This is a genomic window from Paraburkholderia phenazinium (assembly GCF_900141745.1).
Lineage (GTDB): Bacteria > Pseudomonadota > Gammaproteobacteria > Burkholderiales > Burkholderiaceae > Paraburkholderia > Paraburkholderia phenazinium_B.
Genome location: NZ_FSRM01000001.1, coordinates 1,736,524 through 1,759,779 on the forward strand (window position 1 = coordinate 1,736,524; position 23,256 = coordinate 1,759,779).

At 63.5% G+C, this 23,256-nt stretch carries 23 protein-coding genes and 2 tRNA genes; 8 read left to right on the plus strand and 17 right to left on the minus strand.

All coding sequences use genetic code 11. From position 1 onward, the window contains the following. Positions 1–43: 43 nt before the first annotated feature. From BUS06_RS08100 to BUS06_RS08115, 4 genes are all read right to left on the minus strand, one after another. Entirely contained in the window at positions 44–1,648 is a 1,605-nt protein-coding gene (locus BUS06_RS08100; RefSeq protein ID WP_083611366.1) for a phospholipase D family protein, read from the minus strand. A gap of 410 nt (positions 1,649–2,058) precedes the next feature. Next, positions 2,059–3,018, minus strand: coding sequence for a ketopantoate/pantoate/pantothenate transporter PanS (gene panS / locus BUS06_RS08105; protein WP_074263808.1), 960 nt, complete (start codon positions 3,016–3,018; stop codon positions 2,059–2,061). Between the two features lie 177 nt (positions 3,019–3,195). Beyond that, positions 3,196–4,593: an MATE family efflux transporter gene (locus BUS06_RS08110; RefSeq protein WP_074263809.1), complete on the minus strand. Its 1,398-nt coding sequence runs from the start codon at positions 4,591–4,593 to the stop codon at positions 3,196–3,198. 150 nt (positions 4,594–4,743) lie between these two features. After that, positions 4,744–4,962, minus strand: coding sequence for an RNA-binding S4 domain-containing protein (locus BUS06_RS08115; RefSeq protein WP_074265967.1), 219 nt, complete (start codon positions 4,960–4,962; stop codon positions 4,744–4,746). 308 nt (positions 4,963–5,270) lie between these two features. On the opposite strand from BUS06_RS08115, the gene BUS06_RS08120 reads away from it, so the two are divergent. The 3 genes from BUS06_RS08120 (at position 5,271) to BUS06_RS08130 (ending at position 8,339) form a co-directional block, all read left to right on the plus strand. Continuing rightward, positions 5,271–5,720 carry a hypothetical protein gene (locus BUS06_RS08120; protein WP_074263810.1) on the plus strand — a complete coding sequence of 150 codons (450 nt, stop codon included), beginning with the start codon at positions 5,271–5,273 and terminating at the stop codon, positions 5,718–5,720. Between the two features lie 120 nt (positions 5,721–5,840). Continuing rightward, complete coding sequence (locus tag BUS06_RS08125; protein ID WP_074263811.1) at positions 5,841–6,092, plus strand: hypothetical protein; 252 nt, start codon at positions 5,841–5,843, stop codon at positions 6,090–6,092. 135 nt (positions 6,093–6,227) lie between these two features. Next, complete coding sequence (locus BUS06_RS08130) at positions 6,228–8,339, plus strand: ATP-dependent helicase (protein ID WP_074263812.1); 2,112 nt, start codon at positions 6,228–6,230, stop codon at positions 8,337–8,339. 32 nt (positions 8,340–8,371) lie between these two features. Here the strand turns inward: BUS06_RS08130 and BUS06_RS08135 are convergent, their stop codons facing one another. From BUS06_RS08135 to fdxA, 8 genes are all read right to left on the minus strand, one after another. Then, on the minus strand, positions 8,372–9,148 hold the full coding sequence (locus BUS06_RS08135; RefSeq protein ID WP_074263813.1) for a DUF4088 family protein: 777 nt from the start codon (positions 9,146–9,148) through the stop codon (positions 8,372–8,374). A gap of 276 nt (positions 9,149–9,424) precedes the next feature. Continuing rightward, positions 9,425–9,748, minus strand: coding sequence for an AzlD domain-containing protein (locus tag BUS06_RS08140; protein WP_074263814.1), 324 nt, complete (start codon positions 9,746–9,748; stop codon positions 9,425–9,427). Then, positions 9,745–10,425, minus strand: coding sequence for an AzlC family ABC transporter permease (locus BUS06_RS08145; protein ID WP_083611500.1), 681 nt, complete (start codon positions 10,423–10,425; stop codon positions 9,745–9,747). Before BUS06_RS08145 ends, BUS06_RS08140 begins: the two co-directional genes overlap by 4 nt. A 167-nt stretch (positions 10,426–10,592) precedes the next feature. Beyond that, the gene (locus BUS06_RS08150; protein ID WP_074263816.1) at positions 10,593–11,420 is read right to left on the minus strand and encodes a helix-turn-helix transcriptional regulator; all 828 of its coding nucleotides are present in this window, start codon (positions 11,418–11,420) and stop codon (positions 10,593–10,595) included. 62 nt (positions 11,421–11,482) lie between these two features. Next, positions 11,483–11,962 carry a CreA family protein gene (locus tag BUS06_RS08155; RefSeq protein ID WP_074263817.1) on the minus strand — a complete coding sequence of 160 codons (480 nt, stop codon included), beginning with the start codon at positions 11,960–11,962 and terminating at the stop codon, positions 11,483–11,485. A gap of 209 nt (positions 11,963–12,171) precedes the next feature. Next, a tRNA-Asn gene (locus BUS06_RS08160) sits at positions 12,172–12,247 on the minus strand. 59 nt (positions 12,248–12,306) lie between these two features. After that, positions 12,307–12,382 (minus strand) — tRNA-Asn (locus BUS06_RS08165). A gap of 169 nt (positions 12,383–12,551) precedes the next feature. Continuing rightward, positions 12,552–12,875: a ferredoxin FdxA gene (gene fdxA / locus BUS06_RS08170; protein ID WP_074263818.1), complete on the minus strand. Its 324-nt coding sequence runs from the start codon at positions 12,873–12,875 to the stop codon at positions 12,552–12,554. Positions 12,876–13,135: 260 nt separating this feature from the next. Between fdxA and pncB the strand changes: the two genes are divergently transcribed. The 5 genes from pncB (at position 13,136) to BUS06_RS08200 (ending at position 19,107) form a co-directional block, all read left to right on the plus strand. Then, positions 13,136–14,332, plus strand: coding sequence for a nicotinate phosphoribosyltransferase (gene pncB, locus BUS06_RS08180; protein WP_074263819.1), 1,197 nt, complete (start codon positions 13,136–13,138; stop codon positions 14,330–14,332). Between the two features lie 152 nt (positions 14,333–14,484). Beyond that, positions 14,485–15,144, plus strand: coding sequence for a LutC/YkgG family protein (locus tag BUS06_RS08185; RefSeq protein WP_074263820.1), 660 nt, complete (start codon positions 14,485–14,487; stop codon positions 15,142–15,144). After that, a complete protein-coding gene (locus tag BUS06_RS08190; RefSeq protein WP_074263821.1) occupies positions 15,141–16,565 on the plus strand; it encodes a sodium:proton antiporter in 1,425 nt (474 codons plus the stop codon). Before BUS06_RS08185 ends, BUS06_RS08190 begins: the two co-directional genes overlap by 4 nt. A gap of 74 nt (positions 16,566–16,639) precedes the next feature. Then, positions 16,640–17,629: a 2-hydroxyacid dehydrogenase gene (locus BUS06_RS08195; RefSeq protein ID WP_074263822.1), complete on the plus strand. Its 990-nt coding sequence runs from the start codon at positions 16,640–16,642 to the stop codon at positions 17,627–17,629. Next, positions 17,629–19,107 (plus strand): DNA recombination protein RmuC, encoded by a 1,479-nt coding sequence (locus BUS06_RS08200; protein ID WP_074265968.1) that lies wholly within the window; start codon positions 17,629–17,631, stop codon positions 19,105–19,107. Before BUS06_RS08195 ends, BUS06_RS08200 begins: the two co-directional genes overlap by 1 nt. A gap of 13 nt (positions 19,108–19,120) precedes the next feature. Here the strand turns inward: BUS06_RS08200 and BUS06_RS08205 are convergent, their stop codons facing one another. The 5 genes from BUS06_RS08205 to moaA all read right to left on the minus strand — a co-directional run bounded on the left by BUS06_RS08205 (position 19,121) and on the right by moaA (position 23,114). Next, positions 19,121–19,621, minus strand: coding sequence for a GNAT family N-acetyltransferase (locus tag BUS06_RS08205; RefSeq protein WP_074263823.1), 501 nt, complete (start codon positions 19,619–19,621; stop codon positions 19,121–19,123). Next, positions 19,621–19,896 (minus strand): hypothetical protein, encoded by a 276-nt coding sequence (locus BUS06_RS08210; RefSeq protein WP_074263824.1) that lies wholly within the window; start codon positions 19,894–19,896, stop codon positions 19,621–19,623. Before BUS06_RS08210 ends, BUS06_RS08205 begins: the two co-directional genes overlap by 1 nt. A gap of 62 nt (positions 19,897–19,958) precedes the next feature. Beyond that, positions 19,959–21,266 (minus strand): molybdopterin molybdotransferase MoeA, encoded by a 1,308-nt coding sequence (gene moeA, locus BUS06_RS08215; RefSeq protein ID WP_074263825.1) that lies wholly within the window; start codon positions 21,264–21,266, stop codon positions 19,959–19,961. Between the two features lie 104 nt (positions 21,267–21,370). Continuing rightward, positions 21,371–21,925 carry a molybdenum cofactor guanylyltransferase MobA gene (gene mobA, locus BUS06_RS08220; RefSeq protein ID WP_254368889.1) on the minus strand — a complete coding sequence of 185 codons (555 nt, stop codon included), beginning with the start codon at positions 21,923–21,925 and terminating at the stop codon, positions 21,371–21,373. A gap of 79 nt (positions 21,926–22,004) precedes the next feature. Next, the gene (moaA, locus tag BUS06_RS08225) at positions 22,005–23,114 is read right to left on the minus strand and encodes a GTP 3',8-cyclase MoaA (RefSeq protein ID WP_074263827.1); all 1,110 of its coding nucleotides are present in this window, start codon (positions 23,112–23,114) and stop codon (positions 22,005–22,007) included. Positions 23,115–23,256 lie beyond the last annotated feature (142 nt).

Sequence of the window (23,256 nt, forward strand, 5' to 3'; positions counted from 1 at the left end):
GCATGGTTCGGATGCCCTGCGCGCCGGCGCTGCAAGGCGTGCATCAAAGCTGCCCCTGGACTGGCAATAACAAGAATAGACCCGTCATCACATTCCGGTACAAACCTGCTTGCGGGTCCGAGGTGTAGGTGTGCCGCTGGCCGTTCTCCTCGTCAGTCCATTCGAGTTGCGACTGCGGCGAACCAATGTAGCTCACTCCGGCAAGTTCTGCCTTCGAGGCGAGCGTGACCCGATAGCTGACCGCCGGCGCGGTCGCACGGTCGAACAGCGCGGCGACCTGGCCCGCCAGCACCGGACTGTGGATGAAGAGCGCCAGTTCGGTGTTCAGATTCGCCGAGCGCGGATCGAGATTCATCGAGCCGATCACCAGAATCTGGCGATCGAGCACGTAGGTTTTCGCGTGCAGGCTGGCGCGTGACCGCGAGCCTGTCACCGACGTCCCCGTGCTTTGCTGGTCAGGCTTGAATTCGTACAGCTCGACGCCGTGCTGCAGTAGCGGCACACGGTAGGGGCTGTAGCCGGCTTGCACGGCCACCGCATCGGTGGCGGCGAGCGAGTTGGTCAGGACCGCGACCCGTATGCCGCGCTGCGTGAGTTGCGCGAGTGCATCCACCCCGGCATCGTGCGGTACGAAGTACGGCGATACCACCAGAAACTCCTTCTGGGCTTCCTTCATCAGATCGGCGAGACGTTGCATGGGTGGGCTGACGTAGTCGGGCGACGGCTGATCGATCTTGCCCGGCGTATCGGCCTTGAATTCCGCTGGCGCCCACGTGAGGTCGAGTTGGTCCGCGGCGATCTGCGTTGCGAGCGGTGTCGCATTCAGCGGTTTCGCGTTGTAGGGATCGGCGTTGGTGCGCCAGTGCGCGCGCAATGCATCGCGTGTCGCGTCGAGTTCCTGCGGCGAGAAGTTCTGGTGATTCAGCGCCTTCAGCGGATAGGCGCCGGAGCTGTTCCAGTACTCGTCGAAGCTGGCCGACACGTCGGCGGTGATCGGACCTGCCGCGAGCACGTCGAGATCGCGGAACTGCAGCGTGGTGCTCGCGCTGAAATACTCGTCGCCGAGATTGCGGCCGCCGACGATCGCCAACTGGTTGTCCGCGATCATCGCCTTGTTGTGCATGCGGCGCGTGAACTGGTCGATCTTCGTGAGCAGGTTGGTGGTGCGCTCGAACACGCTGCGATGAGTGCTGCCAAACGGATTGAAGACCCGCACCTCGATGTTGGGATGCGAATTCAGTCCGGCCATTACGTCGTCGATGTCCTTGAAATTCAGATCGTCGACGAGCATGCGCACGCGCACGCCGTGGTCGGCGGCGTAGAGCGCGGCGCCGAGGAGCAGCTTGCCGGTAGTGTCTTCGTTGGCGATGTAGTACTGCATATCGAGCGTCTTCGTCGCCGCGCGGGCGAGGGCGATACGCATCTGCAGCGCCTCGGTTCCATTCGACAGCACGCGAAAGCCGGATTCGTCAGGATGCGCGCTTTCGATGGGCGAGAGAGCGGTGCTCAGTGGTGTCGTGGTAGTGGTCGGCAGTGCGTGTGTGACGGGACGATCGAATGCGGCCGCGGGCGGCCGGCTTGCGCAGGCGGTCAAAAGTGCCGCTGCGGCGCACACTAGCAAGCAATGCTTGCCGATGCGCGTGGCCATTCGCACTGCGGTGCTCGCGAATGGTGTCGTCCTTGGTGGACGTTGACGATATTGCGACGTGATGTTGTTGTTGCTGTCGTACGCCGGCACGTTATTCCTCCGCTGGATTCGGTTCGCGCACGGCCTGAAGTGCAACGTTCAGGGCGTACACCCGATGCATCTGTGCTCTTTCGAGGAAAGCATTCTAAGGGGAATTGATCGGGCAAGCATGCGACGTCGCACTTGCGCCTGATGTTCATGAGAGCGGCTGGCGTCTCAACCCGGCAGGGATGGTGTTGCGACGTAGGGGTCTGCGGTGTGATTCGTCATGCTAACGATATACGGGTTGGTTGCACTCGTGGGCGACACCTGCGCAGCATGATTGCGAGTGTCGCTGCGCGCTCATCGATGACGAGCGCGCAGCGTTACCCTTAGCTGCGTTTCGCCTCGAACGCGGACCCTCTGTCAGGGTGCGTGGAACCTTTGGCCGGGCGACCTGCCCAGTATCCCGCGAGCAGCGATCCCGAGAGGTTGTGCCATACCGAGAACAGGGCACCGGGCAATGCGGCCAGCGGTGAAAAATACAGTTTGCCGAGCGTCGCGGCGAGGCCGGAATTCTGCATGCCGACTTCGATCGCCAGCGTGCGGCATACGGCTTCGTCGAATCCGAGCAAGCGGCCGCCCCAATACCCACCGAGCAGACCGATGCCGTTATGCAGTACCACGCCAAGCATCACCACGAGACCGACCGACGCGATACTTTTCTGCGTGCCGCCCACCACCGCGGAGATGAACAGCAGAATGGCAATCATCGACACCAGCGGCAGAACCGGTTCGACCTTGCGCACCAGTTTGCCGAACAGATGGTTGACGACGAGGCCTACCACGATCGGCAGTGCGACGATCTCGAGGATGCTCATCAGCATGCCGCGCACGTCGACTGCGATCGAGGCGTCGACATAAAGGCGCGTGAGCAGCGGCGTCGCGAACACGCCAACCAGCGTCGACAACGCACTGATCGTCACCGATAACGCTACATCGCCGCGCGCCAGATAGATCATGACGTTCGACGCCGTGCCGCTCGCGACACTGCCTACCAGCACCATGCCCGCCGTCAGATCGGGCGGCATGTGCAGCACTCTGGCGATGCCCCACGCGGCGAGCGGCATGACGAGATAGTGCAGGACGATGCCGGCGACGACCGGCGCGGGCCGGGTGAAGACGCGCCTGAAGTCGGCGATGGAAAGGGTCACGCCCATCGCCAGCATGATGATTGTCAGCAGGGTGGTGACGTGCGGCGCGATGGGGCTGAACGAAGCCGGCGAAAAATAGGCGGCGAGCGAGACCAGCACGGCCCACAGCGGAAAGAGACGGGTAACCCGGGCAAGCATGTCAGGAGGTCCTTGGTTCTGTTTCTGGATGGAAATTCGAGCGGGCCGGCGTGCAAGGCGTCGAAGCATCGGACAGCGGATTACTGGCCGTGCGGATGGCGCATGCCAGGCGGCGCGCGTTGGATGCGTGCCCGGTGCCGTCCTTATGGGACGCGCAAGCGGGCAGCCGGGGCGCGGTCATACCGACGGTTGCGCAGCGGCCGGTACGCGTCGCAGGCTGAGCTTGTGAAAGCGCAGCGTCATGAGCAACGCGACGCTCGCGAGTCCGGCCGCGAGACCCCACCACAGGCCTCGTGCGCCAAGCCCGAAATGAAACGCGAGCGTGTAGCCGGTCGGAAAACCGATCCCCCAGTAGCCGAACGCGGCGGCCAGCATCGGCACGCGCGTGTCCTTGAGACCGCGCAGACATCCGGAGCCGACCGTCTGCATACCGTCGACGATCTGGAAGATCGCGGCGACGCCAAGCAGCGAACTGGCCAACGCCACCGTGGCCGCATTCGCGGGATCGTCGAGGTGTAAATACAGACCGACGATCCAGTGCGGCGCGAGGATCAGGACGAGCCCCGACAGCGACATGAATCCGACGCCCAACCCGAGCGCCACGAAGCCCGCGTGGCGAGCGGCGAGCGGCTGCCCCGCGCCGGACCAGAAGCCGACCCGCACATTGGCGGCCTGACCGATCGCGAGCGGCACCATGAACGCCACCGACGCAACGTTCAGCGCGATCTGATGCGCCGCGAGCTGCGATTCGCCGAGCACGCCGACCATCAGGCCGGTTGCCAGAAAGAGTGTGGACTCGACGCCATAGGTGATCGCCACCGGCCAGCCGATGCCGAACAGTTCGCCCATCAACGGCAATCTGGGCCACGTCGCGGTGACGAAGTGGCGATAACGGGGGCGCAGATGCAGCCAACCCATCAGCACCAGCGCGGTGATCCACACGGTGATGGTGGTGGCTGTCGCCGAACCGAGGAAGCCGAGGCGCGGCAAACCGTTCGCCCCGTGGATCAGGCTGTAGTTCAGGAAGCCGTTCACGCAGACTCCCGCCAGCGACACCCATAACAGACGTTTGGCCGCACCGATGGCCGGCAGGAACGAGCGCATCAGGCCGACCCCGATCAGGCTCGCAGGTGCACCCCAGCGCAGGATGGCGGCGTATTCGCCGACGTTGTGTGCGAGTAGGGCCGGCTCGCCAAAGGCAAGCAGGATCGGCGTGGCGAGCGACAGCACCGTGAAGGCGGGGATCGCCAGCAGCATCGACATCACGAAGCCGGTCCAGTAGATGTGCGGCACGCGGTCTTCGGCCTGGGCGCCGCGAGCGTGCGAGACGCTTACGCTCACCGACGTCAGCACGCCCTGCAGCAGCGTGACGACCACGAAGAACAGGTTCGCGCCAAGTCCGCCGGCGGCGAGCGCGTCGGGCCCAAGCGAACCTAGCAGGATCGTATCGGTGACGCCCATCGCCATTTGCGACAGTTGGGCAATGGCGAGCGGGGCGGCGAGGCGGGCGGTGTCGGCGGCGTGGCGGGAAAACGTAGGCGGCGCGGCCACCCGGGAGAGGCCGGATCGGGTCATAAAGCGAGGCACGGAGCAGGTCGCGTCCGTGCCGTTTCTATCGAAACCGACAGCTTAGGGGGTAGGCGAGCTGTTGTCGATCTGTAAGCACATCTTTGGTGCAGATTTTTGGCGAGCCCGCAGTCCAGCGCTGAGCCGATTCCGGCGGCGCTATGCCTCGTGCACGGCAATCCGGGTGTCGCCGAGCAAAACGACTTGTCCCGCGCGGATTTTGCAGGTTTTACGTAGCTCGACCTGGCCATCCACGGTCACTGCGCCGGAGGCAACCATCAGTTTGGCGGAGCCGCCGCTGTCGGCAAGCCCCGTTATCTTCAGGAGATTGTGCAATTCGACATAGTCGCCGGTCAGGGTGAAATCGAGATTGGGCATGGCGATTGCGGCAAGGGTAACGGGGTTCGCATCATAAGCCAGAAGTCGCATGTGTAGCCTCAGGTAGTCTGGCTTATGCTGGTTGAAAGCATAGGTTATGTTTTCGTTAGAAAATGAAACGGTGCGTAACAGTGACCGTTTCTCGCGAACTTCACTCGCAAAGGGCAGGTCTGTAGAAAAACCTGCTGTCTGCGTGACCTTCCGTCACTTCGACGGCGGGGGCGCAGCAGACCGGACGATACGCGCCGCCAGCATCTTCGGTGGGCTTGCCGCCCGAGTCCTGACAACAATTTTAGAGAGGTAAAGCTATGACCCAGATTCGTTCGCTCCTGATCGGTACCGCCCTGACTGCTTTTGCCGCTACCGGTGCGTTCGCGCAGACCAACGCGCAACCGGATGCCGGCGGTGCGGGCCAGCAAATGGCGGCGCCCGGCGCCGATACAGCGGCTCCGGCCGCGCAAGGCGTCCAGCCGCCGACCCCGGCGCCGCAGCGTCTGACGGCATCGGGCTCGACCGATCCGCTGGTGCAAAAGCGCGACGCGGATGCGCAGGCCAATGCTCAGTACAGCGCGTCGAAGAAGGCGTCGAAGGCAGAGTTGAAGCAGCAGCAGGCCGCGGCCAAGTCGCAGTACAAGCAGCAAGTCCGTGACGCCAAGATTAACAAGAAGGCCGACAAGCAGACGGCCAACAACGATATGAAGATGAGCATGCAAGGCCAGACGCCGAACCAGGATGATGCTTCCGACGTCAAGCACTAAGCATGTAGCAAGGGGGCGGTGAGCCGCTCCGACGGGCCGGCGCGGCTTGCCGCGGCCGGCCCGTTCAATTTTATCGACGGGTTGTCCATGGCCTGTCCGTGATCCTGAGGGAGGTATTGCATGAATAAGCCCATGAACTGGATTGTTGCGGCGCTGATTGCCGGCTGCGTGTCGCCGGTTGCGTTCGCGCAAACTAACGACTCGACCGCAACGCCCACGCACGCCGACAAAAAGGCTGCCAAGGAACAGGCGAAGGCCGACAAGAAGTCCGATGTCGCTCAGGCGAAGGCCGACAAGTCGAAGACGGAGGCGCAGTCTGACGCCGATAAGGCCGCGGCCGATGCGAAGGAAAAGGACGCGAAGAAGGAGTAGGGGTGCGGGGCGTCGTCTCGGTGGTTGAGGAAAAAAAGGGTGCTTGTCGGAGCCGGTTGTATGGATATACAGTATGCGGCGCCGCGCTGTTTTGCGGCCCATGCCCTGTAACCCTCTATCTGCCGCCCAGACACCGTGCTCTCCGTTGCCGAACCCGCGCCGTCCGATACTGCCGCCTGGCTGGCGAGGCTCAATGACGCGCAGCGCGAAGCCGTCGAATACGACACCGGCAACGTCACGCAGCCGACCGGCGCCTTGCTGGTCATTGCAGGCGCGGGGTCGGGCAAGACCAATACATTGGCGCACCGGGTCGCCAATCTGGTCGTCAAGGGTGTCGATCCCCGTCGAATCCTCCTGCTGACGTTTTCACGCCGGGCCGCGGTCGAAATGACCCGGCGGGTGACGCGCATCGCCGGGCAGGCGCTGGGCGCGCGGGCCGCGGTAGCACAGGGTCTGACGTGGTCGGGCACGTTTCACGGCATCGGCGCCCGTCTGCTGCGCGAATATGCCGAACTGATCGGCCTCGCGCCCACCTTCACAATCAACGATCGCGAGGATTCCGCCGACCTGATGAACCTCGTGCGGCACGAGCTCGGGCTCTCGGCGAAGGAACGGCGTTTTCCATCGAAGGGCACCTGCCTCGCGATCTACTCGCGCGTTGTCAACACCGGCGCGGCGTTGGCGGATGTGCTGAACGACGCGTTTCCGTGGTGCCGCGAGTGGGAGGCGGATCTGCGGCTGCTGTTTGCCACTTATGTGGAAGCCAAGCAGAAACAGAGCGTGCTTGACTACGACGATCTGCTGCTCTACTGGTCCCTGATGGCCGAGCAACCGGCGATCGCCGCTGACCTTGCGGGCCGCTTCGATCACGTGCTGGTAGACGAGTATCAGGACACCAATCGCCTGCAGGCGTCTATCCTCCTCGCGTTGAAGCCCGACGGCCGCGGCCTGACCGTGGTGGGCGACGACGCCCAATCGATCTACTCGTTTCGCGGCGCGACGGTGCGCAACATCCTCGATTTTCCGGGCCACTTCGATCCGCCCGCGAGACAGGTCACGCTCGAGCGTAACTACCGCTCGACGCAGCCGATTCTGGCGGCGTCGAACGCGGTGATCGAGCTCGCCAGCGAGCGCTTCACCAAAAATCTGTGGACGGACAAGGCATCCGCCCAGCGCCCGCACCTCGTCAGCGTGGCGGACGAGGCCGATCAGGCGCGTTACGTGGTCGAACAGGTGCTCGAGGCGCGCGAAGCCGGCATGAAGCTGAAGGCGCAAGCGGTGCTGTTTCGCGCCGCTCATCACAGCGCCGCGCTGGAGATCGAACTGACCCGGCGCAACATTCCGTTTGTGAAATTCGGCGGCCTCAAGTTTCTCGACTCGGTGCACGTGAAAGACGTGCTGGCCGTGCTGCGCTGGGCGGAAAATCCGCGTGACCGGGTGGCGGGGTTTCGCGTCACGCAGCTCTTGCCTGGTGTCGGGCCGGCGACGGCGGCGCGTGTGCTGGATGCGGTGACTGAAATTGCCCCTGGCGCTACGGCGAGCGCATTAGCGTCCTTCGCCCCACCGGCTCGCACACTGGAAGACTGGCAGCCATTCGTCGCGCTCATGTCGAGCGTATGCGGCCCGGGCTCGTCGTGGCCGGCCGAGTTCGAACGGGTGCGGCGCTGGTACGAACCTCACCTTGAGCGCAATCACGAAGACGCGGCCGTCCGTCATGCGGATCTGCTGCAAATGGAGAGCATCGCCGCCACCTATGCCTCGCGCGAGCGTTTCCTGACGGAGTTGACGCTCGATCCGCCCGATGCCACCAGCGACGAATCCGGCGTGCCCATGCTCGACGAGGACTATCTGATCCTGTCGACCATCCATTCGGCAAAGGGGCAAGAGTGGCGCAATGTGTTCGTGCTGAACGGGGTCGACGGCTGCATTCCGTCGGATCTCGGCACGGGCAGCGAGGCGGAGATCGACGAGGAGCGACGCCTGCTGTACGTGGCGATGACGCGTGCGAAGGAGGATCTTCACATCGTCGTGCCGCAACGCTTCTGCGTGCATAACCAGACGCATCTGGGCGATCGGCACGTTTGGGCCTCGCGCACGCGTTTCATCCCGGCGCACCTGCTGCCGCTCTTCGACGCGCATGCCTGGCCGCGCGTGCCCGAGCCCGTTGCGCCGAGCGCGGCGGGACTGGCCGCGGCGGCGCAAGCGAAGCTCGAAATCGCGGCGAAGCTGAAAAAGATATGGGACTGAGCGCGGGCGAGGTGTCTGTCACCCCGCTCCGTTTAACGTGACTGCTGCCGCGGCTGCTGTTGCTGTGGTTGCGGACGGGGCGGCGGCGTAAAGAAGGCGCGTAGCCACGCCGCGAGCCGCGAGAAAATGTCATACGGCTCTTCGACAAAGATTTCCGGCTTCAGCAGGCGCAGATATTCCATGATCTGCTGCGCTTCCTGTTTCTGGAACGAGCCGTGGGAAATGCCCAACCGCAACAGGCCGCGTAGTTCGCCAAGCTTTTCGCGCGCGGTGCTGCCAATGCTCGTCTCGCACGCCACCTTCGCCTCGTAGACCCGCTGCCGCAGCGACTCGACCAGCCGCCATGCCGGCGTTTGCATGGTCTCTTCGAGCGCCTGGATGTCCTGCGCCGCGCTCTTGATCTGCGCGGCGAGCGGATCCACCAGCGACGCATCGCCATCCGATTCCTTGACGATCGCCGCTGCCCAGTCGTGACACTGCTTGGCCAGTTCCTCCGGGGTCCATTCGGAGCGCGAGGCGAAGCCAAACCCGAACTCTGATGCCTGCTGCATCAGGATCGCGACGACATCCGGGAATTCCTTGTCCAGCGTGCGTTTAGCCCATGCGTACTGACCGCCCTGCAACATCCGCTTCACCGCGTGTTCGGTGAGCGGCACCATGTTGTCGAGCAGTTTGGCGCGCAGAAAATCCTCAAACGACGGCGTGGCGAACTGCGGGTCGAGCTTGAGCGAGACGCGCAGAAACGCGTCAAAGTCCTTGCGCAGGTTTGCGACGGTTTCGTCTTTGAGTGAAAGGGTGATTTGACCCATGTCGTATCCCGTTTGGTCCTCCCGCGTTGCACCGCAAAAGTGCCGCCTTCTGCGAACTGCCCCCGTGACAGGGCGACGTCGATGCTCGACGCGGTTGATCTTGCTTGTTGCCGCATAACCAGCGGGAGAACTTCCCGGCGAGCGGACCTCGACTGCATAACGGCGGAATGGGGTAAAACTTGAGGGGCAGAGCTTGGGGCTGGCGCGTGCGGGCCGTCGGATGCAGCGCTGGTTGCGGCGCTGCACAAGGCTGGCGTTGCAACCAGGGGGGCCGCTCTACTTGAGGACGACGCCTTGCCAGACAAAAAAGACCGTGAGTCCGACCGCAATGGTGAGCAATGGCCGGCGGGTCAGCGCACTGACGGCCACGGCGGCGAGAGCCCCGACGAGTTGCGGATTGCGCCACGTGAGTTCGGCGTCGCCGCCGTGGGGCGAGACGGTCATGGGCACGATGATGGCGGTAAGCACCGTCACCGGCACGAAACCGAGGGCGGTCCGCACGAGCGGCGGGAACACCAGCCGCTCGCCGAGCACGAAAACGGTCGCGCGGATCGTCCACGTGATGAGCGCCATGCCGAGAATCAGGAGGGCGTAGTTCATTGTGCCGCCTCCGCCTCCGCCTCTGCCGTGCGCCGCTGGCTGCCGGGCAACGACAGCAGCACGCCGACCACGACTCCGGCGAACACCGCGCCGAGCAGGCCCAGCTTATAGGGCCACGCCTGCCAGAAGAACGCCAGCGCGCCCGCGGTGACGGCCGCGGCGAAATAACGTAGCGCGACGAGTTGGGGCACGACGATCGCGATGAAGGTGGCGGCCATGGCGAAATCGAGCCCGAGCGACTGCAGACCGGGGAACGCCGCGCCGAACAGAAGGCCGGCGAGCGTCCAGATCTGCCAGTTGAGATACATGGCGAGACCCGCGCCGAGGAAATAGTACGGGCTGATCGAGCCCGGCGGATGGTGCCTGTAGTGCGCCCAGGCGACTGCGAAGACTTCGTCGGTGAGCACGCCGCCCAGCGCGAGGCGCCAGCGCAGCGGCAGGTTCGAGACATAGGGCGCGAGCGTGGCGCTGTATAGGACGTGCCGCAGGTTCACGACCAGGGTGGTAGCCAGCACCACCGCGAAGCTCGTATGGCCTGCGATCAGGCCTAGCGCAATAAATTGCGCCGAGCCGGCGAAAACGACGAGCGACATCAGTTGCCCGTGCCATAGGTGCAGCGGGCCGGATGTGACGAGGGTGCCGAAGATCATGCCGAACGGCGCGGCGCCGACCATCATCGGGATGATGTCGCGCGCGCCGGCGGTGAATTCAGTGCGTCTGGTATGGGTCAATCTTGCCTCCTTGGTCTGCGGAGGATAGCCGCGGCGGGGTGGGGAGGGCTTGTACGTTCTTGCTATGGTGGTTTGCTGCGGTGCTGTGACCGCTGCTTCCGCGTGCCTTGCGCTTAGCTAGCCTGCCAGCGCCCGGGCGGCACCCCAAACACGCGCCGGAAATGCCGGGTGAAGTGGCTCTGATCGGTGAACCCGCTGGCCGCGGCTACCTCGGTGACAGAGACCCCCGCGCGCAGCGGCGCCAGTGCGCGTTGCAGCCGAACCTGGTTGCGCCACGCGTGCGGCGGCAGGCCGGTGCTCTGGGCGAACAGACGCGCAGCGTGGAAGGGCGACAGGCCGACGGCGCTTGCCAGTTCGCCTAGCTGGAGTGGCGTGGCGAGATCGCCGGTGAGGCGCTCTTTCATGGTCGCGACGCGGGTGTCATCGACGGCGAGCCGTGCCGGCTTTGTCTGCCCGCCGGAGTAGCGCACGAGCAGCATCGACAGGGCATCGAGCATCGCGGCTTCGGCCGCGAGCGGATCGGCTTGCGCTTCGAGCAGACGGTGGGCGCGTGCGAGCCGTTGCGCGACTTCCACATCGCGGATCACGCCGGGTTCGAACCATGGCAATGGCTGGGGCTGACCGGCGACGTCGTCCGCGAGTTGCTGGATGAAATCCACCGGCGCGTACAGCACGCGGTAGCGCCAGCCTTCCTCCATCGCCCGCGCGCCCGTGTGCAGTTCACCGGGGTTGATGATCGGCACGCTGCCCGCCTCGGCGACGTAGTCCGCGCCCAGATACCGGTAGCATTCGGCGCCGGCGACGATCACCGGGATGGTGTACGCGTCGTGCCAGTGCGGCGAAAACTCGTGATCGTGGTATTCAGCCGTGAGCAGATCCGCGCCAGGCAAAAGCGGCGTGCGCCAGTAGCGGGCGGAATCGCGGAAACGGGTCACGGTCATGATGGAAATCCGGCTCGGCCTGCCAGTTTAGCGCGAGCAGGCTGTCACCGTACAAGCAGCTTTCACTTGAGCGGAATCGTAGTGCCGGCTGGCACGGCCACCGCGCTGACGCTGTTCTTCGCGCTGCCGCTGGCGACGCGATCGCTGTAGGTCAGATACACCAGCGAGTTGCGCTTCGCATCGACGATCCGCACCACGTGCAGCGTCTTGAAGATCAGCGACATGCTCACCGAAAACACATCGGACTGCTGCTTGACCGGACCGGTGAACTTGATGGCGCCCACCTGGCGACAGGCGATCGATGCTTCGGTGGGATCTTCCGCAATGCCGAGCGTGCCCTTGATGCCGCCGGTACGGGCTCGCGACACATAGCAGGTGATGCCTTGCACGATCGGGTCATCGTAGGCTTCGACCACCACCCGGTCAGAGCCGGTCACGTGGAAATTGGTGTTGACGCTGCCCACTTCCTCGCTGTGCGCGAGAGGGTTGAGCAGAGCCGTGACAGCGAAGGCGAGCGTAACGCGCAACAAGGGTGATTTCATTGGGATACCGGAGTGATCAGGAATGATGGCAAAGCGAAAGCACCATCGTATATCGGCAACCATGACGCGGGTGGATGCGTCTGGAAACCGCTGAAGGAGAGCGGAATGGGATGAACGCGAAGAGCGCAACGTTTATTGGGTGGCCAGTATTACCGCGACGCGCGCCGCCCAAAAACAAAAGGCCCGCAAATGCGGGCCTTCGAATCTTTTGGCTCCTCGACCTGGGCTCGAACCAGGGACCTACGGATTAACAGTCCGGCGCTCTACCGACTGAGCTATCGAGGAACAGCAGTACAACTTTTACATAAAAAAGCCCGTTTTGGTTAACGGGCCTTTGCAAATCTTGGCTCCCCGACCTGGGCTCGAACCAGGGACCTACGGATTAACAGTCCGGCGCTCTACCGACTGAGCTATCGGGGAACAACAAAAGCAGAGAAGCGAAATTGTAGGAGGTGCTCCGGAACCTGTCAAGACCCTTGGCCCATCTCGATTTCGTTCGAATAGGCGTGGCCGGGGAGGGTGATACAGGGACCGGCGCGCAGCAGCCGGGTGCGACCTTAAGGTCGTGAGCCGCCGCGCGTAGGGCTGCTTAGCGAGCGAGCAAAGTCAGCTTTTCCTTCACGTCCTTGAATTCGTCGGCTTCCGGCAGCGGGGCCTTCGTCTTCGTGATGCTCGGCCAGCCCTTGGCGAGATCGGCATTCAGCGCGATGAAGTCCTGCTGGTCGCCCGGCACGTCTTCTTCGGCGTAGATGGCGTTCACCGGACATTCGGCGACGCACACAGCACAGTCGATGCACTCATCGGGGTCGATCGCGAGGAAGTTGGGACCTTCGCGAAAGCAGTCCACCGGGCACACATCGACGCAGTCGGTATAGCGGCACTTGATGCAGCTTTCGGTCACAACGTGAGTCATTCAGGCAGCTCCTGCATGCGGTATCGGGGAGGCGAAACGCCAAAAGCGCTATTGTATCGTAACGTCAAGAGGCATATGCAGCACGGGCTCACCCGGTTTATACGTTTTCGTGATTAGTTTATGGCACTGCGTAAGGCTGCCTGCGCCATATGCCCGCGCGCATTCGGGTAACATGCGTCAGGTCGGCGCGCCGGGGCGTGCCGCAGGCGCATGGGCCCAGTCGGGCCTTCCGTTCTTCCTGCAGTCCGGTACGCACCATCATGATTATTACTTCGCTGCTCGATACTGACCTGTACAAGTTCACGATGATGCAGGTGGTTTTGCATCATTTCCCTGCCGCGAGCGTGGAATACCGCTTCCGCTGCAGGACGCCGAACGTCGACCTCGTGCCTTATATCGAGGAAATCCGCGGCGAAGTGCGCAAGCTGTGCGAATTGCGTTTCACCGACGACGAGCTCGACTACCTGCGGCGCATGCGCTTCATCAAGGGCGATTTCATCGAGTTCCTCGCGCTCTTCCATCTGAACGACAAGTACATTTCGATTACCCCTTCGCCGAAGGGCAATGGCGAGATCGACATCGAGATCAAGGGTCCATGGCTGCATACGATCCTGTTCGAGATTCCGGTGCTGGCAATCGTCAATGAGGTCTACTTCCGCAACACGCAGCGCGAGCCGGCCTACGGCGAAGGCCGTGAGCGACTCTCCGAAAAGATCAAGCTGCTCGGCGCACGCCCGGAATTCGCGGACTGCAAGATCGCCGACTACGGCACGCGCCGCCGCTTCTCGAAGCGCTGGCACGAAGAGGTGATCCTGACGCTGAAGGACGATCTGGGCGAGCAGTTCACCGGCACCAGCAACGTCTTTTACGCCATGAAGCATGGTCTCACGCCGCTCGGCACGATGGCCCACGAATACCTTCAGGCCTGCCAGGCGCTCGGCCCGCGGCTGCGCGATTCGCAGATCTACGGCTTCGAGATGTGGGCGAAGGAGTATCGCGGCGACCTGGGCATCGCGCTGTCCGACGTGTACGGCATGGAAGCGTTCCTGCGCGATTTCGACATGTACTTCTGCAAGCTGTTCGACGGCGCGCGTCACGATTCAGGCGACCCGTTCGAGTGGGGCGAGCGGCTTCTGAAGCACTACGAGGCGAATCGCTGCGATTCGCGCACGAAGATTCTCGTGTTCTCCGATGCGCTCGATATTCCGAAGGTCCTGCAACTGTACGAACGCTTCCGCGGACGCTGCAAGCTCGCGTTCGGCGTCGGCACCAACCTGACCAACGACCTCGGCTATAACCCGCTTCAGATCGTCATCAAGATGGTTCGCTGCAACGGTCAGCCGGTCGCCAAACTGTCCGATTCGCCGGGCAAGAATATGTGCGACGACAAGGCGTACCTCGCTTATCTGCGCCAGGTTTTCGGCATCAAACAGCCGGACGAGGAAGTCTCGCCGTAACGGCAGTGACTTCCTGTACGGGCGCCTGGTGCGCGCCCGCTTAGGCCATCTGGACGAGTGTCCGCGAGTGAGGTGGCCGGTATAATTCTCGCGATACCTGCCTGTCGCACGGCTATCGAAAGAAACGAGACACTCGCGAGGATTTGGCCCACATGGATACATCGATTGCCCGCCGCAACATCCTGGCGCGCGTCCGCGCAGCCCAGGGCCGCGAAGCCGAGCCGGCAGAATCCGAGCGCGAAGCCGCTACCGACTATCTCGCTCGGCATCCGCAAGGTCCGCGGCCAACTATGCCGGACGATCTGGTCGCGCGTTTTATCGAAGAGGCGCAGAAGCTGTCCACCACCGTTGAGAGCGTCGACGCCTTGAGCGATGTGCCGGCTGCGGTGCTTCGCTATCTCACGCAGCACGGCTTGCCGCTGCAGGCCATTGCCTGGCAAACGCTGCAAGACCTCAACTGGACCGAAGCAGGTCTCAGCATCGAATTTCGCAAACCGGAAGATGGCGATGTGGTCGGCATCACCGGCTGTTTCTGCGCGACAGCGGAGACCGGCACGCTGGTGCTGTTGTCGGGACCCGAAACCTATGCGTCCGCCGGTCTGCTTCCCGAAACGCACATCGCGATCGTGCCGGCCTCGCGCATCGTCGCCGGTCATGAAGACGCCTTCAACCTGATTCGCTCCGAACGGGGCGAACTGCCGCGCGCCGTCAACTTCGTATCGGGGCCGTCGCGTACCGGGGATATCGAGCAGACTATCGTGCTCGGGGCACACGGGCCGTATCGGGTGCACGTGATCGTCGTGCGTACATGAAGCGACATGCTGTGTGGACGAGCATCGTGCTCGCCGCCGTAATGGCGCTTGGGCCGCAAATCGCGTCGGCCGCGACGCTTGATGGCGCAACCCTGTCGGCATGGTGGGGCGCGCCATTTGCCGGTGTGCTGCTGTCGATTGCCGTGTTCCCGCTCATCGCGCCGACTTTCTGGCATCACCATTTCGGCAAGATCGCGGCAGGCTGGGCCATCCTGTTTCTGGTGCCGTTTGGTGTGATGTTCGGTGCCGGCGTAGCGCTCGGCTCGTTCGTTCACGCCATGCTCGAAGAGTACGTGCCCTTCATCGTGCTGTTGACTGCGCTCTATACGGTGGCGGGCGGCATCTGCGTGCGCGGGAATCTGCACGGCTCGCCACGCATGAATACGGCGATCATCGCGCTCGGTACGGCACTCGCCAGCATCATGGGCACGACCGGCGCGGCAATGCTGCTGATCCGGCCACTGCTGCGTGCCAACGATAATCGCAAGCACGTCGTGCATGTGGTGGTGTTCTTCATCTTCCTCGTTGCCAACGCGGGCGGCTCGCTGTCGCCGCTCGGCGACCCGCCGCTCTTTCTCGGTTTTCTCAACGGCGTGGGCTTTTTCTGGACCACCGTGCATCTGGCTTTGCCGATGCTGTTCGTGTGTGGCGTCCTGCTCGTGGTCTTCTACGCGCTCGATTCGTACTTTTACCATCGTCGTGAAGAAGAGCGTTCGCCGTTTCTCGATCCCACGCCCGATACGCCACCGCTCGGCATCGACGGCAAGATCAATTTCGTGCTGCTTGGCGTGGTCATTGCGCTCGTGCTGATGAGTGGCCTGTGGAAGCCGCGTATCGAGTTCGACGTTTTTGGCACGCACGTCGCGCTGCAAAACGCGCTGCGCGATGTGGCGCTGATCGGCGTCACGCTGCTCTCGCTGGCGGTGACCCCGCGCGCGGCGCGCGAGGGCAATGCCTTCAACTGGGCACCAATCGAAGAGGTCGCGAAACTGTTCGCCGGCATCTTCGTGACGATCGCGCCGGTCATCACGATTCTGCGCGCGGGTGAGGCAGGCGCGTTCGCGGGTATCGTGCATCTGGTCAACGACGCGTCGGGCCAGCCGCGCGACGCGATGTACTTCTGGGCGACGGGTTTGCTGTCGTCGTTTCTTGACAACGCGCCTACCTATCTGGTGTTCTTCAACCTGGCCGGCGGCGACGCGCAAACGCTGATGACGAAGGGCGCCACCACGCTGGCCGCGATTTCGGCCGGCGCAGTATTCATGGGCGCGAACAGCTATATCGGCAATGCGCCGAACTTCATGGTGAAGGCGATTGCGGAGTCGCGCGGCGTGCGTATGCCGAGCTTTTTTGCTTACCTGGGCTGGTCCGTCGTTATTCTGGTGCCGGTGTTTCTCGTGACGGGCTGGCTGTTCTTTTAGCTTTTAGAGCCATTGATGACGGTTGACTGCAGCACGGCCGCAGACGGTCCCGCTGCGCTATTCGGAGAATTGCAATGCAGAAGATCCTGGTTGCCCGTCCGATTTTTCCGGACGTGATCGAGCGCCTCAAACAGTATTTCGAGGTGGACTGGAACAACGGCGAAGTCTTGCCTGCCGACGAACTGACGCAACGGCTTGCCGATAAGGACGGCGCGCTGACGGCCGGCGACCCGATCGACGCAGCCGTGCTGGCGGCAGCACCGCGGCTGCGAGTGGTGTCGAATATGGCAGTCGGCTACAACAACTTCGATATGGCCGCGTTCAACGCGGCGAACGTACTCGGCACCAATACGCCGGACGTCCTGAACGAGTCCACTGCCGATTTCGGCTGGGCGCTGATGATGGCGACAGCACGCCGGATCGCCGAGTCCGAGCACTGGCTACGCGCCGGAAAGTGGCAGAAGTGGGCGTACGACGGCTTTCTCGGTACCGACCTGTACGGTTCGACGCTCGGTGTGATCGGCATGGGCCGCATTGGCCAGGCACTGGCGCGTCGCGCCCGCGGCTTCAACATGCAGGTGATCTATCACAACCGTTCGCGGGTCGCGCCTGCTATCGAAGCCGATCTGAATGCGGAGTATGTGTCGAAGGCAGACCTGTTGCGGCGGGCCGATCACGTCGTCCTGGTGCTGCCCTATACGAAGGAAAACCATCACACGATCGGCGCAGCGGAGCTCGCCCAGATGAAGCCGACCGCGACGCTGACCAACATCGCACGCGGAGGCATCGTCGACGACGCCGCGCTCGCCGAGGCGCTGCGTGCGAAGCAGATCGCAGCGGCCGGTCTCGATGTCTACGAAGGCGAGCCGAATCTAAACCCGGCGCTGTTGACCGTGCCGAATGTCGTGCTGACGCCGCATATCGCAAGCGCGACTGAAGCGACCCGGCGCGCCATGGCCAATCTCGCGGCCGACAACCTGATTGCCGGGTTGGGTGAAGGTCCGAATGCAGGGCATCCGCCGAGCGCGATCAATCCGGATGTTCTCGGCAAGGCGCGTTCATGATGACGTTGTTGTTGCCCGCGGCGGTCGTGGTATTGGCCGTCGCTTTGGTGATCGCCTTGCTCGTATTGATGCGTGGTGGCCGTCAGAGTGATCTGCAGGCGCAGCTCGACCAGTTAGGCGATCACATTGGCTCGGCAGCGCAGGAGCAGTCGCGCGCGTCCGAGCGGATCGAGCGCGAGTTGCGCAGCGAGATCAAGGAGACCGCCCGCGTCTCGCGAACCGAACTGAACGGCGGCTTCTCGCAATTTCAGCAGACGCTTGCCGCGCAGTTCACGAGTATGACGACGCTGCAGAACGGCAAGATCGACGGCTTCGCGCAGCAACTCGTCAGACTCACGGAAACCAACGCGCAGCAACTCGAAGCGGTCAGGCTGAGCTTGCAGCAGCAGGCGCAGCAGGCGCGCGACGAGCAGGGTGCCACGCTTAAGCGTTTCGGTGAGACGCTGACATTGCAGCTCGGGCAACTGACGGAATCGAACGATCGCCGTTTTGCCGAAATCCGCACGACGATCGAACAACGTCTGAAGGACATCGAGACAAACAACGCGACCAAGCTCGAAGAAATGCGCCGCACGGTCGACGAGAAGCTGCACGCCACACTCGAGCAGCGTCTGGGCGAATCGTTCAAGCAGGTCTCGGACCGGCTCGAGCAGGTGCATCGCGGGCTGGGGGAAATGCAGACGCTTGCCGCAGGCGTTGGCGATCTGAAGAAGGTGCTGACCAACGTCAAGACGCGTGGCACATGGGGCGAAGTGCAGCTCGAGGCGCTGCTCGAACAATTGCTGACCGCGGATCAATACGCGAAGAACGTCGCAACGGTGCCGAAAAGCGCCGACCGGGTCGAATTCGCGATCAGGTTGCCGGGCCGGCAAGACCCGGAAGGTGTAGCGGTGCCGGTATGGCTGCCGATAGATGCGAAATTCCCGCGCGAGGACTACGAGCGGTTGATCGAAGCTCAGGAGCGAGCCGACCCGGTGGCGGTCGAAGAAGCGTCGCGGGCGCTGGAAGTGCGTATTCGTGCCGAGGCCCGCGCGATCTCTGAGAAGTATGTCGCGCCGCCGCACACCACCGATTTCGCCTTGCTGTTCCTGCCGACCGAAGGGCTCTACGCGGAAGTTCTACGCCGGCCGGGCCTCACCGACACGTTGCAGCGTGACTACCGGGTGACGATAGCCGGACCGACCACGCTCACGGCATTGCTCAACAGTTTGCAGATGGGCTTCCGAACGCTGGCCATCGAGAAGCGCTCGAGCGAAGTCTGGCAGGTGCTCGGCGCGGTGAAGACGGAGTTCGGCAAGTTCGGCGACGTGCTGGCGAAGACGAAGTCGCAGCTCGAAACGGTGACGCGTTCGATCGAAGCTGCGGAAACGCGTACACGCATGATGAACCGCAAGCTGCGCGACGTCGAAGCGTTACCAGGAGAGCAGGCGAGCGGCTTATTGGGAGATGCGCTGCTTGGGGCAGACGCGGAGGAATAGGGCGGATCCGGCTTTACCCAGCCTTTGCCGCCTTTACTCCGGCCAATTCCTCAAGGGCATCACCCGTGATGCGCACGACGCGCCAATCCGGTAACACGGTCGCGCCCATCTTCTCGTAGAAACGGATGGCCGGCTGATTCCAGTCGAGCACCGTCCACTCGAACCGGCCGCATTGCCGTTCGACGGCCAATGCCGCCAGTTCGCGCAGCATCCGCGTGCCCAGCCCAGTGCCGCGCTGCGACGGCTGTACATACAGGTCTTCCAGGTAGAGTCCGCGCCGGCCGAGGAAGGTCGAGAAATTATGGAAGAACAGCGCATATGCGACGATGCGGCCGTCTTCTTCCTGCGCGACCATGGCTTCGGCCGAGGGCCGCGCGCCGAACAGCGCGTCATGCACGCCTGCTTCGGTGGCGACGAAAAGATGGGTGAGCTTTTCGAACTCAGCCAGTTCGAACATCAACGAAAAAATGGCGCCCACGTCGGCGCTCGTCGCGGCACGAATGGTGGCGGCCATTACGCTTCCTCTTGAACGTCGCTCAACTGGATTTCGATGCCGCCAAACCGCGACGCGACCCAGTTATACGCATGGCAGGCGATCCACAACAGCACGAAGCCAAGAATCGCGTTCAGCAGCAGCGCGCTGAACACGGTGCTCAGTTCGACCGAACCGTAGCGGATAAACGCAACCAGTACCCCAAGCAGCACGATGGGCACACTGAAGGTCAGATACACCAGGATCAGCGCCTTGGCGGTCTGTCCCGGCGCGATGAACGAGATCTGTTTTCTCATGTAAGTCAAACCCGTTGGTCGTTGTGAGGGTAAGGGTTGAGGGTCAGCGGCAGCCGGGCGTGTCAGATCAGCCCGTCGAACAGCATGATATCGACGCTTTCGCCAGCCGTGATGTCAGAGCGTTCGTGCTCGAGCACGATAAAGCAATTGGCTTCGCTCATGGAACTGAGGACCCCCGAGCTTTGCGAGGGAGTCGGCGTGACCTGCCATTGGCCGCGCGCATCGCGTGTCGCTACGCCGCGCTGGAATTCGGTGCGGCCTGCACGCTTGCGGATGAGGTCGCGACTCGTGGCTTGCAGAAGCGCCGCCGGTTGTGGCGTGGCGCCGGACATGACCACCAATGCTTCGCGCACGATCTGATAGAACGTCACCATCACGGCGACCGGATTGCCCGGCAGACCGAAGAATAACGCGGGCAGGCCGAGGCCGGGTCGTTCACCCGACCAGACGCGGCCGAACGCAAGCGGGCGCCCTGGACGCATGGCGAGACTCCAGAACGCCACGTCCCCGAAGGTCTGCAATAACTGCTGGGTGAAGTCCGCCTCGCCGACGGAGACGCCACCCGAGGTCAGGACCACGTCGGCGCTGGCTGCGGCGCTGCGTAGCGCGGCCTCGAGCGCGGCGGGCTCATCCCGTACGACACCGAGGTCGAGCGGGTCGATGTTCATCCGCCGCAGCATGGCAAACAGCGTGTGACGATTGCTGTCGTAGACGCAGCCGGGATCGAGCGGCTCGCCGAGCGAGCGCAGTTCGTCGCCGGTAGAAAAAAATGCGACCCGCAGACGCCTGCGCACCGGCACTTCGGCGATACCAAGCGAAGCGATCAGCCCGAGGTCCGACGCGCGCACGATCCGGCCGGCTCGCAGCGCTACGCTGCCGCGCGGCAGGTCTTCGCCGGCGAGGCGCCGGTTGGCGCCGCCGCGCACAGCGCTGGCGGCAAAGCGGATCGTCTCGCCGCTGCGTGTGACGAGTTCTTGCGGCACGACCGTATCGCAATCCGCCGGCATCGAGGCGCCCGTCATGACCCGCACGCACTCCGTTACCGCAACCGCGCCGCCAAACGGGTGGCCAGCCAGCGCCTTGCCGGCGAGCGTCAGTTCAACGCTGTTCGCCTCGCTGTTTGCCTGATCGGCGAGCGCGGCGCTGCGGAAGGCGTAGCCGTCCATTGCCGAGTTGTCGTGCGCGGGTACGTCGCTGGGCGACACGATGTCTGCGGCCAGCACGCGGTCGAGCGCATCGTGCAGCGGCACGTGTTCGACTGCAGTGACGGGTGTGGCCCACTGCCGCACGATCGCCTGCGCGGCCGTGACCGGCAGCGCCTGAGGATCGTACTGCGCGACGCAGCTGGAAAATTCGTTAAGCGTGGTCATGAATGGAGAGGCGTCGCGGCCGGATGCGCTCGGCTGGATTGGGTGAGCGCCGTGCGTCCGGAGCAGAACATCGGCTGCAACCTCGTCGACGTCTGAACGACGTCTCAATGGCGTTCAAGGTCGGCCAGTTCTTGTAAAGAGTTGATATTGTAAAACGCGCGCTCATCCGGAAAGGCGACTTCCACCGTCTTGTGGCGCGCGTACCACGCGCGGACCTTACGTTCACCCGCTTGCAGAAAGGCGGAGAGGTCATCGGCCAGACTGGTGCGCAACAGCGCGAAGACAGGGTGAATCGAGGTCTCGCCGTGCGTGTCGACGGTGGTGACGGTGGCGATATCGGCTTGTTGTGCATCGAGGGCATCCGCGAGCCGCGCGGCGAGATCGGCAGGCAGTCCGGGTGAGTCGCACGGCGCGCTGACCACGAACGGGGTTCGAGCGGCGCGTAGGCCGGCTAGCAGACCCGCCAGCGGGCCGGGGAAGTCCGCTACGCTGTCCGCTACGACGCTCGCGCCAAATGGCGAGCCGAGCTCGGCATAGACCTCGGGATGACGATTGGCGCTGATGAGCAACGATCCGGTCTGCGGCGCGAGTCGCTTCATGACGTGCAAAGCGAGCGCTTCACCGTGCAGCAGTTGCAACCCTTTGTCGACACCGCCCATACGCGTGCCGCGACCGCCGGCGAGAACGAGGCCGGTGAGATTGGCTGGCAGGGGATTGAGTGCGGCAGGCAAGACGGCCTCAGCCGCCGATGTACGACATTTCGACGCGGCGCTCGTCTGGCGATTGCGATACCGCAGCGCTGCTGCCGCGCAGTTCGGAATAGCGATCGCCGCGGGCCTGCCAGATATGCGCGACCGCGGAGGCGATCTGTGCGTCGCTCGAGCCATTGCGCACCAGCGCACGCAGGTCGTGTCCCCCTGACGCAAACAGGCACAGGTACAGCTTGCCTTCCGTGGAGAGCCGGGCGCGTGTACAGGTGCCGCAGAACGCCCGGGTGACGCTCGAAATCACGCCGATCTCGCCGCTGCCGTCGGTGTAGCCCCAGCGCTGCGCAGTCTCGGCGGCGCTGTGCGCTTCGAGCGGCATCAGCGGGAAGTATTCGCCGATCCTTTCCACGACCTCGGCCGACGGCAGCACTTCAGCCATGTTCCAGCCGTTCGACGTGCCCACGTCCATGTACTCGATAAAGCGCAGCACGCAGCCCGAGCCTTTGAAGTGGCGTGCCATCGGCACGATTTCGCCGTCGTTGGTGCCGCGCTTGACCACCATGTTGACCTTGACCGGCGCAAGGCCCACCGCCTGGGCGGTGGCGATGCCTTCCAGCACGTCGTCGACAGCGAAGTCCGCATCGTTCATGCGCCGAAACAGCGTGTCGTCGAGCGCGTCCAGGCTGACCGTGACACGCGTCAGTCCGGCGTCTTTCAGGCTGCGCGCCTTGCGGGCGAGCAGCGAACCGTTAGTGGTAAGCGTGAGATCGAGCGGCCGGCCTTCCGGCGTGGTGAGTTGCGCGAGCCGTTCGATCAGGTATTCCAGGTTTTTGCGCAGCAGCGGCTCACCGCCCGTCAAGCGGATCTTTTCTACGCCATGTGCGACGAAAAGCCGCGCCAGGCGTTCGATTTCCTCGAAGCTCAGTAGCGCGCTGTGCGGCAGGAAGCTGTAGTCCTTGTCGAACACCGCGCGCGGCATGCAGTAGACGCAGCGGAAGTTGCACCGATCCGTCACCGAGATGCGCAGATCCCGCAGCGGGCGCGACAAGGTATCGCGCAGCACGCCGCTAGGCGTCTGCACGGCACCGGTGATAACCGGCACCGCGCTGACGTCGGCAACAGGGATGATGCGTCGGGACATGGATCGCTTCAATTGGGGTGCAGACTTCCATTTTAGCGGAACGCCCGTCTACCCACATGGAACGAATACCCGCATTCAGGCAAACAAAAAGCCCGCCGGTGAGGGCGGGCTTTCTGGACAGCAGGGCGTTGACAGCGCCCGG

What these genes read in the sequence shown, in the direction of transcription:
- mobA (WP_254368889.1), bottom strand. Translation starts at nt 21,925, where the DNA reads ATGGGCGGTGTCGACAAAGGGTTGCAACTGCTGCACGGTGAAGCGCTC.
- moeA (WP_074263825.1), bottom strand. Translation starts at nt 21,266, where the DNA reads ATGACCACGCTTAACGAATTTTCCAGCTGCGTCGCGCAGTACGATCCT.
- panS (WP_074263808.1), bottom strand. Translation starts at nt 3,018, where the DNA reads ATGCTTGCCCGGGTTACCCGTCTCTTTCCGCTGTGGGCCGTGCTGGTC.
- BUS06_RS08140 (WP_074263814.1), bottom strand. Translation starts at nt 9,748, where the DNA reads ATGAACTACGCCCTCCTGATTCTCGGCATGGCGCTCATCACGTGGACG.
- BUS06_RS08210 (WP_074263824.1), bottom strand. Translation starts at nt 19,896, where the DNA reads ATGAGAAAACAGATCTCGTTCATCGCGCCGGGACAGACCGCCAAGGCG.
- BUS06_RS08155 (WP_074263817.1), bottom strand. Translation starts at nt 11,962, where the DNA reads ATGAAATCACCCTTGTTGCGCGTTACGCTCGCCTTCGCTGTCACGGCT.
- BUS06_RS08205 (WP_074263823.1), bottom strand. Translation starts at nt 19,621, where the DNA reads ATGGCCGCCACCATTCGTGCCGCGACGAGCGCCGACGTGGGCGCCATT.
- BUS06_RS08200 (WP_074265968.1), top strand. Translation starts at nt 17,629, where the DNA reads ATGACGTTGTTGTTGCCCGCGGCGGTCGTGGTATTGGCCGTCGCTTTG.
- BUS06_RS08100 (WP_083611366.1), bottom strand. Translation starts at nt 1,648, where the DNA reads ATGGCCACGCGCATCGGCAAGCATTGCTTGCTAGTGTGCGCCGCAGCG.
- pncB (WP_074263819.1), top strand. Translation starts at nt 13,136, where the DNA reads ATGATTATTACTTCGCTGCTCGATACTGACCTGTACAAGTTCACGATG.
- BUS06_RS08120 (WP_074263810.1), top strand. Translation starts at nt 5,271, where the DNA reads ATGACCCAGATTCGTTCGCTCCTGATCGGTACCGCCCTGACTGCTTTT.
- BUS06_RS08190 (WP_074263821.1), top strand. Translation starts at nt 15,141, where the DNA reads ATGAAGCGACATGCTGTGTGGACGAGCATCGTGCTCGCCGCCGTAATG.
- BUS06_RS08150 (WP_074263816.1), bottom strand. Translation starts at nt 11,420, where the DNA reads ATGACCGTGACCCGTTTCCGCGATTCCGCCCGCTACTGGCGCACGCCG.
- BUS06_RS08135 (WP_074263813.1), bottom strand. Translation starts at nt 9,148, where the DNA reads ATGGGTCAAATCACCCTTTCACTCAAAGACGAAACCGTCGCAAACCTG.
- fdxA (WP_074263818.1), bottom strand. Translation starts at nt 12,875, where the DNA reads ATGACTCACGTTGTGACCGAAAGCTGCATCAAGTGCCGCTATACCGAC.
- BUS06_RS08195 (WP_074263822.1), top strand. Translation starts at nt 16,640, where the DNA reads ATGCAGAAGATCCTGGTTGCCCGTCCGATTTTTCCGGACGTGATCGAG.
- BUS06_RS08145 (WP_083611500.1), bottom strand. Translation starts at nt 10,425, where the DNA reads ATGATGGTCGGCGCCGCGCCGTTCGGCATGATCTTCGGCACCCTCGTC.
- moaA (WP_074263827.1), bottom strand. Translation starts at nt 23,114, where the DNA reads ATGTCCCGACGCATCATCCCTGTTGCCGACGTCAGCGCGGTGCCGGTT.
- BUS06_RS08185 (WP_074263820.1), top strand. Translation starts at nt 14,485, where the DNA reads ATGGATACATCGATTGCCCGCCGCAACATCCTGGCGCGCGTCCGCGCA.
- BUS06_RS08125 (WP_074263811.1), top strand. Translation starts at nt 5,841, where the DNA reads ATGAATAAGCCCATGAACTGGATTGTTGCGGCGCTGATTGCCGGCTGC.
- BUS06_RS08110 (WP_074263809.1), bottom strand. Translation starts at nt 4,593, where the DNA reads ATGACCCGATCCGGCCTCTCCCGGGTGGCCGCGCCGCCTACGTTTTCC.
- BUS06_RS08115 (WP_074265967.1), bottom strand. Translation starts at nt 4,962, where the DNA reads ATGCCCAATCTCGATTTCACCCTGACCGGCGACTATGTCGAATTGCAC.